The sequence below is a fragment of the Marinobacterium alkalitolerans genome, from assembly GCF_017776525.1.
GTDB classification, from domain to species: domain Bacteria; phylum Pseudomonadota; class Gammaproteobacteria; order Pseudomonadales; family Balneatricaceae; genus Marinobacterium; species Marinobacterium alkalitolerans.
On record NZ_JACVEW010000013.1, the window covers coordinates 93,743 to 101,295 of the forward strand.

Below are 7,553 nucleotides of genomic sequence, written 5' to 3' on the forward strand. Positions count from 1 at the left end.
CGCTTTACTGCGTATCCACGTGCGTGAACCCTGTATCTGCGGTTATAATGCCGCGACCCGCTCCGGCCCTCCGGCCGGCCATAATCAGCTTCGACAAGAAATGGATATGACCACACACGACAGCAACAAGCCGAACAACTTTATCCACCAGATTATTGAAGATGATCTTGCCCAAGGCCTGAACGACGGAAAGGTTGTAACCCGTTTTCCGCCTGAGCCCAATGGCTATCTGCACATTGGTCATGCCAAGTCGATCTGTCTGAATTTTGGTACGGCTTTGCGGTTTGGTGGGGAGTGTAATCTGCGGTTTGATGACACCAACCCGGAGAAGGAAAACCAGGAATATATCGATTCCATTATCGAAGACGTTCGCTGGCTGGGGTATGACTGGGCGGGTGATATCCGTTACAGCTCCGAATATTTTGATCAGTTGTATGATTGGGCCGTTTACCTGATCAAGCAGGGCAAGGCGTATGTAGACAGCCTGAGTGCCCACGAGATGCGTGAGTTCCGGGGTACTCTGAAAGAGCCCGGCAAGAACAGCCCTTACCGCGACCGCAGCGTTGAAGAAAACCTCAGCCTGTTTGAAAAAATGCGTAATGGCGATTTCGAAGAGGGTGAGTGTGTTCTGCGTGCCAAAATCGATATGGCGGCACCCAACATCAACCTGCGCGACCCGGTCATCTACCGCATTCGCCATGCACACCATCACCAGACCGGTGACAAATGGTGCATCTACCCGTCCTACGACTTTACTCATGGTCAGTCGGACGCCATCGAGGGCGTGACTCACTCGATCTGTACGCTGGAATTTGAAGACCACCGTCCGCTGTACGAGTGGTTTGTCGAAAACCTGCCGGTTCCGGCCAAGCCTCGTCAGTACGAATTCGCACGTCTGAACCTGAACTACACGGTTACCAGCAAGCGCAAGCTGAAGCTGCTGGTCGACGAAGGCCATGTTGATGGCTGGAACGATCCGCGCATGCCGACAATCTCGGGTATGCGCCGTCGCGGTTTTACCCCGGCCTCCATTCGCAACTTCTGTGACATGATCGGCGTAACCCGCTCCAACGGTGTGGTCGATGTGGGCATGCTGGAAGCCGCCATTCGTGAAGACCTGGATGCCAATGCGCCACGCGCCATGTGTGTCGTGGATCCGATCAAGGTCACCATCTCCAATTACCCGGAAGGGGAAGAAGAGTGGTTTGAACTGCCGGCTCACCCCAAGGATGAGTCCATGGGTATCCGTAAGGTGCCCTTTACCCGCAACCTGCTGATCGAGCGTGAAGATTTTGCCGAAGAAAAACCGCGCAAATGGAAGCGCATGGCGCCGGGTGATGCTGTTCGCCTGCGTGGAGCCTACGTGGTGCGCTGCGATGAGGTGATCAAGAACGAGCAGGGCGAAGTGGTTGAACTGGTCTGCAGCTACGATGCGGATACCAAGGGGCAGAACCCGACCGACTACAAGCCCAACGGTGTTATTCACTGGGTGTCGGCAGACAACTCGGTGGCCTGTGAAGTACGCCTTTATGATCGTCTGTTCACCGAGCCGAATCCGGATGCGGACAAGGAGCGTGACTTTCATGCCTTTATCAACCCGGAATCACTCAAGGTGATGCCGAATGCGCGTGTCGAAATCGGGCTGAAACATGCTGTCGCTGAAAGTCGCTTCCAGTTCGAGCGTACCGGCTATTTCTGCGTTGATCCCGACTCCACCGAGTCGCAGCTGGTGTTTAACCGTACCGTAACCCTGCGTGACTCCTGGGCGAAGATCAAAGGTAAGTAATTTGCCATGCGTGTGGTGAGGGCTCTGAGGGCCGCGTTCTGGCTGCCGCTTTTGTCAGGTATGCTGTCCGGCTGTGCCAGTGTGGCGCAGATGCCCGCGGGTACTCATCTGGAGGTGGAGCAGGTCGCACTGCTGCCGGAAGAGGTCAGCGAGACCTCTGGAATTGCCTGGCGGGGCGCGTCCCTCTGGACCCACAATGACAGCGGCGATGGCCCCGTGCTCTATCGCCTCTCTGCACGCACGGGAGAGGTTGAGCGGCGAGTTCGGCTGCTGGACAGCATCAACCTCGACTGGGAGGAGTTGGCGGCATCCGAACAGGGCGTGTATGTGCTGGATTGTGGCAACAACCTGGGACAGCGCGAGTGGATGCAGGCCTATCATGTGTCCTGGCAGGCTTTGAAGGGTGCCAAGGCACGCTCTGAACTGCTCGAGTTCCGTTTTGCGGATGCCGAGCCGGCTCACGCGGCTTATGCCCATGATAATGATTGTGAGGCTGCAACGGTGGTTGGGCGTGACCTCTGGGTGTTCACCAAGAACTGGTCGAACCAGAAAACGCGCCTGTATCGCCTTGATACCGGCAAGGCGGGTCAGCAGTCGTTGCAACCGGTTGCGACCTTTCCGGTAGCAGGCCTAGTCACGGCAGTCGATTATGACCCTGAGTCGTCAAGGCTCGCGCTGCTGGGCTACACCAAGAGCCGCTTGCTGCCCAAGCCTTTTCTGTGGCTGGTGCCGGTTGTCGAGGATGAGCCGGTCTGGTCCGGGGCGCAGTACCACTCGCTGTCACCAGCAGGGCAGTGGGAGGCGATAGGCTGGCATCAGGGCGATCTTTGGCTGACGCGTGAGTCCAGCATGCTGGGACAGGCCTGGCTGGGGCGCATACGCATGAGTAACCATCATTAACCCGCTGCCCTTGCGGAGGGCGGCGTTCATTTTTTCAAGTCCGGCGGACACCAATGCTTCATATTTACAATACTCTGACCAACAGCAAAACCGTCTTCACTCCGATTGAGCCTGGCAAGATCCGCATGTACGTGTGTGGTGTGACGGTGTATGACTACTGCCATATCGGGCATGCGCGGGTAATGGTGGCATTCGATGTCATTACGCGTTACCTGAGGGCTCGGGGCTGGGACGTTGAGTATGTGCGCAACATTACCGATGTGGATGACAAGATCATCCGGCGTGCGGCTGAAAACAGCGAACCGGTTGATGCGCTGACCGAGCGCATGATTGCGGCCATGCATGAGGACGAGGACAGGCTCTTCGTAAAGCGCCCGGATCAGGAGCCTCGGGCCACGGCGCATATCGACGATATTCTGGCCATGGTCCAGACGCTGATCGACAAGGGCTACGCCTATGCGGCCAGCAACGGTGATGTGTACTACCGCGTAGAGCGTTTCGAGCCGTATGGTCGTTTGACCAACAAGGTGGTAGAAGAGCTGCGCTCGGGTGCTCGCGTCGAAGTGGACGATGCGAAGGAAAGCCCGCTCGACTTCGTGCTCTGGAAGGCTGCCAAGCCGGGAGAAGTCAGCTGGGATTCGCCCTGGGGCAAGGGGCGTCCGGGCTGGCACATTGAGTGCTCGGCCATGTCCAAATGCTGCCTGGGCGCAACCTTTGATATTCACGGTGGTGGCCCAGACCTGCCATTCCCGCATCATGAGAACGAAATCGCCCAGTCCGAAGCGGCGAACGGCTGCACCTATGTCAACTACTGGATGCATGCTGGTCCGGTCCGCATGGGGGCTGAAAAAATGTCCAAGTCATTGGGCAACTTTTTCACCATCCGCGAAGTGCTGAAGCACTATGATGCAGAAGTCGTGCGCTACTTCCTCTCCAGTGTGCATTACCGCAGCTACATCGACTATTCGGAAGATGGCCTGAAGGAAGCGCGCAGTGCGCTGGAGCGTTTCTACCAGGCACTCCAGGCCGCCGGCAGCCTAGAAGGGGTTGAACCTGTTGCCAATGATGCCTGGGAAAGCCGGTTTAATGAGGCCATGGATGACGACTTCAATACTCCGCGCGCACTCGCCGTTCTGTTTGATCTCGTCACAGAGGTCAACAAAGCTGCCCGTGAGCAAAGTGAGCAGACTAAACCGCTGGCAGCGGAGCTCAAGCGTTTGGCGGGTATGATCGGTCTGCTGCAGCAGGACCCGGATGCGTTCCTGAAAGGGGATGCAGGTGAGGATGGTCTGGGTGCCGATGCCATTGAAGCGTTGATTGAGCAGCGCAACCAGGCGCGCAAGGATCGTGACTTTGCCGAGGCGGATCGTATTCGCGACGAGTTGCTGGCGCAGGGTATCGTGCTCAAGGACAGCCGCGAAGGCACAAGCTGGTATCGCGAGCAGTCCTGATACTGAAAAGGGCGCCTCTCGGGGCGCCTTTTTTATCGGGTTTCCTCGGGCGTTGCCATGGCGGCCTGAAAGGCTCTGAGCTGCAGACGACCTTGCTGCTGACGCGCATCCGTCACGTCCCTGAGTCGGCAGACAAAATGTGACGTATGCTCACTCTCATCCTGCACGGCCGTGATTTGTGTGGCTTGCACAAAGAGCTTACCCGAGCGCTTGCGGTTGACGATATCGCCCGACCACTCTCCTTTCTGTTTCAGAGCGCGCCAGAGCTCAAAGAAAAAGGCTCGGCCATGCTGTCCCGAGTTCATCAGCGATGCGTTGCTGCCAATGATCTGGTTCCGGCCATATCCGGTCAGCGTTTCAAACGCCTCGTTGACCATTTCGATATTCCCTTCAGCATCCGTCACCATGATCGCTTCCGAATTCTGTTTGACCAGCGCGTGTGCGATTCTGGCTTCTCGGCGTGCCTGTTTCTCGGCCGTAATGTCCCGGAACACGACCTGAGTACCGGTGCGGTGATTGAACTGAATCAGGCGGCTGGTGGCTTCCACCTCAAACAGAGTGCCATCCAGGCGAATCAGTTTCTGTTCCGCCGGCATGAGTGATTCGCCGCGCTTGAGGGCCGCCTGTCGAGTCTCGACAATGCCCATGCTGTCGGGATGTACCAGATCACGAATATGACAACCAATCAGTGCTTCGGGAGTATCGCAGCCAAACAGCTCTGCCGCATGAGGGTTGGCCAGCTCGACACGGCCCTCTACGTGCACGACGATCGCTTCGGGGCTCTGTTCAAACAGGTTGCGGTAGCGTTCCGATACCTCGTTGGCACGGGCAGAGAGCTGGCGGTTGAACAGGTCTGTTCGCAGACGTGTAATGATGAATGACAGCATTGCCAGCGTGACCAGCAGGGTCAGTGACAGTCCTGCCACCAGGGTGCCGGGGTTGAAAGGGCGGTTGTAAAGCTGGTTCAGCTCGCTGTCCAGTGACTGGAACTCCAGTCGGACCTGCTGCATGCCAAGATGAATGGTGCTGGACTGACTCGGCCCTTTGCCTTCTGCCATCTCACGGTGGCTGTCGAAAGCCGGCCGGGCTTCATCCTGGCGGGTATCGAAAAGCTGTATTCGCAGCGGGTGCCCCAGCTCTTCAAGGCTGGAGTTCAGCAGGGTGCTCATGCTGAACCCTATGGAGGTCCACCCCAAAAAGGATTGATCCGTGCCGTCCTTCGTTTGCACCGGCAGCAGCATCAGGTAGTCCAGTGAGCTGATTTCGGTTGGCAAAAGTGAAAGCGGCGTAGTGACGGTAGCCTGTCCGGATGCCTTGGCCTGAAGGGCTGCTTCACGACGGGCAGGACCGCTTGCTATGTCATACCCCCGCATGCGGCGCTCAATACTGCGCGGTGTGAGCTGCAGAATGACAAAGCTGTCTTCGCTGGGAGGCGGGGGCGGGTAAATCTCAAAGTCGTGATGGGTGTTCGCGTAGCCTTCAACAAAGGCCGGGCGTGCGTCGGCCGGTAAATAGGCGGTAAATGACAGCCCGACCACCCCCAGACTGGCAAGGTCCAGATCAAATGAGTCAAACATGGCGTGCCAGTGTGACTCCAGCGTTTCAGGTGGCTGTTGCCAGTTATTCAGAACCAGACCGCGGCCAGCCTTGAGCAGCAGTTCATAGCGCTCGACTTTCTGCTGCAGAAAGTGCGTGGTCTGTTGGACATTGTTATTGAAGCGTGACTCAAGGGTTGATCGCAGGTTGTCTGCGTCTTTGACTGCAAGCACAGTGCTGATGGTGATACCGACCAGGCAGGTTACCAGCGCCAGTACCGGGCTCAGTTTTCGTACCCTTTGGGTGTCCGTGCGTGAACGGGGTGGGTGCATCCTGCAAGTTTTCTCCATGAGCCCGGGGCTCCTCCTGCTTCAAGACAGGGAAGGCTGCCCGCAAGGACAGCCTGATTCCTACTCAGGGCGCCAGTGTGTTGGCCGCCTCCAAGGTGTTTTCCATCAGTGTAGCAACAGTCATCGGGCCAACGCCGCCCGGGACTGGTGTGATCCAGCCAGCACGCTCCGCCGCGATGTCATATTCCACGTCACCGACCAGTCGGCCGTCATCCAGTCGGTTGATACCGACATCAATCACAATGGCGCCCGGTTTGATCCATTCACCCTTGACCAGTCCCGGGATACCGACGCCAACCACCACAATATCGGCACGACGCACGTGGAACTCCAGATCGCGGGTAAAACGGTGTGTGGTCGTGGTGGTACAGCCAGCCAGCAGCAGCTCCAGTGTCATCGGTCGCCCGACAATGTTGGACGCGCCGACCACAACGGCTTCCTGACCATGCAGATCAACACCGGTGGACTTGAGCAGCGTCATTACACCTTTGGGGGTGCAGGGGCGCAGGGCCGGGATGCGCTGAGCCAGTCGTCCCAGGTTAAAGGCATGGAAGCCGTCCACGTCCTTGTCGGGGCGGATCTGTTCCAGTACTTCAGTGGCATCCAGGTGGGCCGGCAAGGGCAGCTGAACCAGAATGCCATCGACAGTGTCGTCGGCATTCAGGGTGTTGATCAGGTCGAGCAGGGCTTCACGGGTTGTTTCGGCGGGCAGATCATAGGCTTTGGATTCAATGCCGACTTCCGAGCAGGCATTTTTCTTGTTGCGGACGTACACTTGAGAAGCGGGGTCACTGCCGACCAGTACCACGGCCAGACAAGGCGCTCGCTTGCCGGCCGACAGGCGTGTGTCGATACCGGCTTTAACCTGCTGACGAACCTCGGCAGCAATTTTTTTGCCATCTATGATCTGTGCGCTCATGAGTGAGATCTGTTCCTTTGATATAGCGGGAAAAAGGGTGGCGTAATTTTCGCATCTTTGGCCGCCAGGGCCAATGCACTTTTTTGTTGATGCGTTTGTATACAGGGCATTGTTTCTGCACAAAAAAATCAATTTGGGTGTTGACGACCGGGTTTGGTGTACTTAATATACGCACCTCCTCGACACGGGGTAGCACTCATGACGAGGCGGCGTGTTTAAGCGCTCGTAGCTCAACCGGATAGAGCAACGGCCTTCTAAGCCGTAGGTTGCAGGTTCGAGTCCTGCCGGGCGTGCCAGGTCGTCTAGCCGGTAGAGTTGCAAGAAAGAGGTTGTGGTGGGCGTAGCTCAGTTGGTAGAGCCCCGGATTGTGATTCCGGTGGTCGTGGGTTCGAGCCCCATCGTCCACCCCATTACCTCAAATTTCATCAGCTTTTGCTGATGCGGAAGTGGTGGAATTGGTAGACACGCTGGATTTAGGTTCCAGTGCCGCAAGGTGTGAGAGTTCGAGTCTCTCCTTCCGCACCATTTACACTATGTGGTGGGCGTAGCTCAGTTGGTAGAGCCCCGGATTGTGATTCCGGTGGTCGTGGGTTCGAGCCCCATCGTCCACC

5 protein-coding genes and 4 tRNA genes are annotated in these 7,553 nt (G+C 57.3%); 7 read left to right on the forward strand and 2 right to left on the reverse strand.

Features of this window, described 5'->3' with window-relative positions; genetic code table 11:
- Positions 1-106: 106 nt before the first annotated feature.
- The 3 genes from H9C73_RS09935 to cysS are packed head-to-tail and all read left to right on the forward strand — an operon-like array spanning position 107 to position 4,137.
- Positions 107-1,786, forward strand: coding sequence for a glutamine--tRNA ligase/YqeY domain fusion protein (locus H9C73_RS09935; protein WP_209287669.1), 1,680 nt, complete (start codon positions 107-109; stop codon positions 1,784-1,786).
- Positions 1,787-1,792: 6 nt separating this feature from the next.
- Positions 1,793-2,686, forward strand: coding sequence for a hypothetical protein (locus tag H9C73_RS09940; RefSeq protein WP_209287670.1), 894 nt, complete (start codon positions 1,793-1,795; stop codon positions 2,684-2,686).
- A gap of 53 nt (positions 2,687-2,739) precedes the next feature.
- Positions 2,740-4,137 (forward strand): cysteine--tRNA ligase, encoded by a 1,398-nt coding sequence (cysS, locus tag H9C73_RS09945; RefSeq protein WP_209287671.1) that lies wholly within the window; start codon positions 2,740-2,742, stop codon positions 4,135-4,137.
- Positions 4,138-4,169: 32 nt separating this feature from the next.
- Here the strand turns inward: cysS and H9C73_RS09950 are convergent, their stop codons facing one another.
- Together H9C73_RS09950 and folD are read right to left on the reverse strand one after the other, a co-directional pair.
- Entirely contained in the window at positions 4,170-6,005 is a 1,836-nt protein-coding gene (locus H9C73_RS09950) for a PAS domain S-box protein (RefSeq protein WP_209287672.1), read from the reverse strand.
- Positions 6,006-6,087: 82 nt separating this feature from the next.
- Positions 6,088-6,942 (reverse strand): bifunctional methylenetetrahydrofolate dehydrogenase/methenyltetrahydrofolate cyclohydrolase FolD, encoded by an 855-nt coding sequence (gene folD / locus H9C73_RS09955; RefSeq protein WP_209287673.1) that lies wholly within the window; start codon positions 6,940-6,942, stop codon positions 6,088-6,090.
- Between the two features lie 219 nt (positions 6,943-7,161).
- On the opposite strand from folD, the gene H9C73_RS09960 reads away from it, so the two are divergent.
- The 4 genes from H9C73_RS09960 (at position 7,162) to H9C73_RS09975 (ending at position 7,553) form a co-directional block, all read left to right on the forward strand.
- Positions 7,162-7,238: transfer RNA gene (locus H9C73_RS09960), tRNA-Arg, on the forward strand.
- A 38-nt stretch (positions 7,239-7,276) separates the two neighbouring features.
- Positions 7,277-7,352: transfer RNA gene (locus tag H9C73_RS09965), tRNA-His, on the forward strand.
- 30 nt (positions 7,353-7,382) lie between these two features.
- Positions 7,383-7,467: transfer RNA gene (locus tag H9C73_RS09970), tRNA-Leu, on the forward strand.
- A 13-nt stretch (positions 7,468-7,480) separates the two neighbouring features.
- Positions 7,481-7,553 (forward strand) — tRNA-His (locus tag H9C73_RS09975).

Coding starts and splice junctions, on each gene's coding strand:
- H9C73_RS09940 (WP_209287670.1), top strand. CDS start 1,793: ATGCGTGTGGTGAGGGCTCTGAGGGCCGCGTTCTGGCTGCCGCTTTTG.
- cysS (WP_209287671.1), top strand. CDS start 2,740: ATGCTTCATATTTACAATACTCTGACCAACAGCAAAACCGTCTTCACT.
- H9C73_RS09935 (WP_209287669.1), top strand. CDS start 107: ATGACCACACACGACAGCAACAAGCCGAACAACTTTATCCACCAGATT.
- folD (WP_209287673.1), bottom strand. CDS start 6,942: ATGAGCGCACAGATCATAGATGGCAAAAAAATTGCTGCCGAGGTTCGT.
- H9C73_RS09950 (WP_209287672.1), bottom strand. CDS start 6,005: ATGCACCCACCCCGTTCACGCACGGACACCCAAAGGGTACGAAAACTG.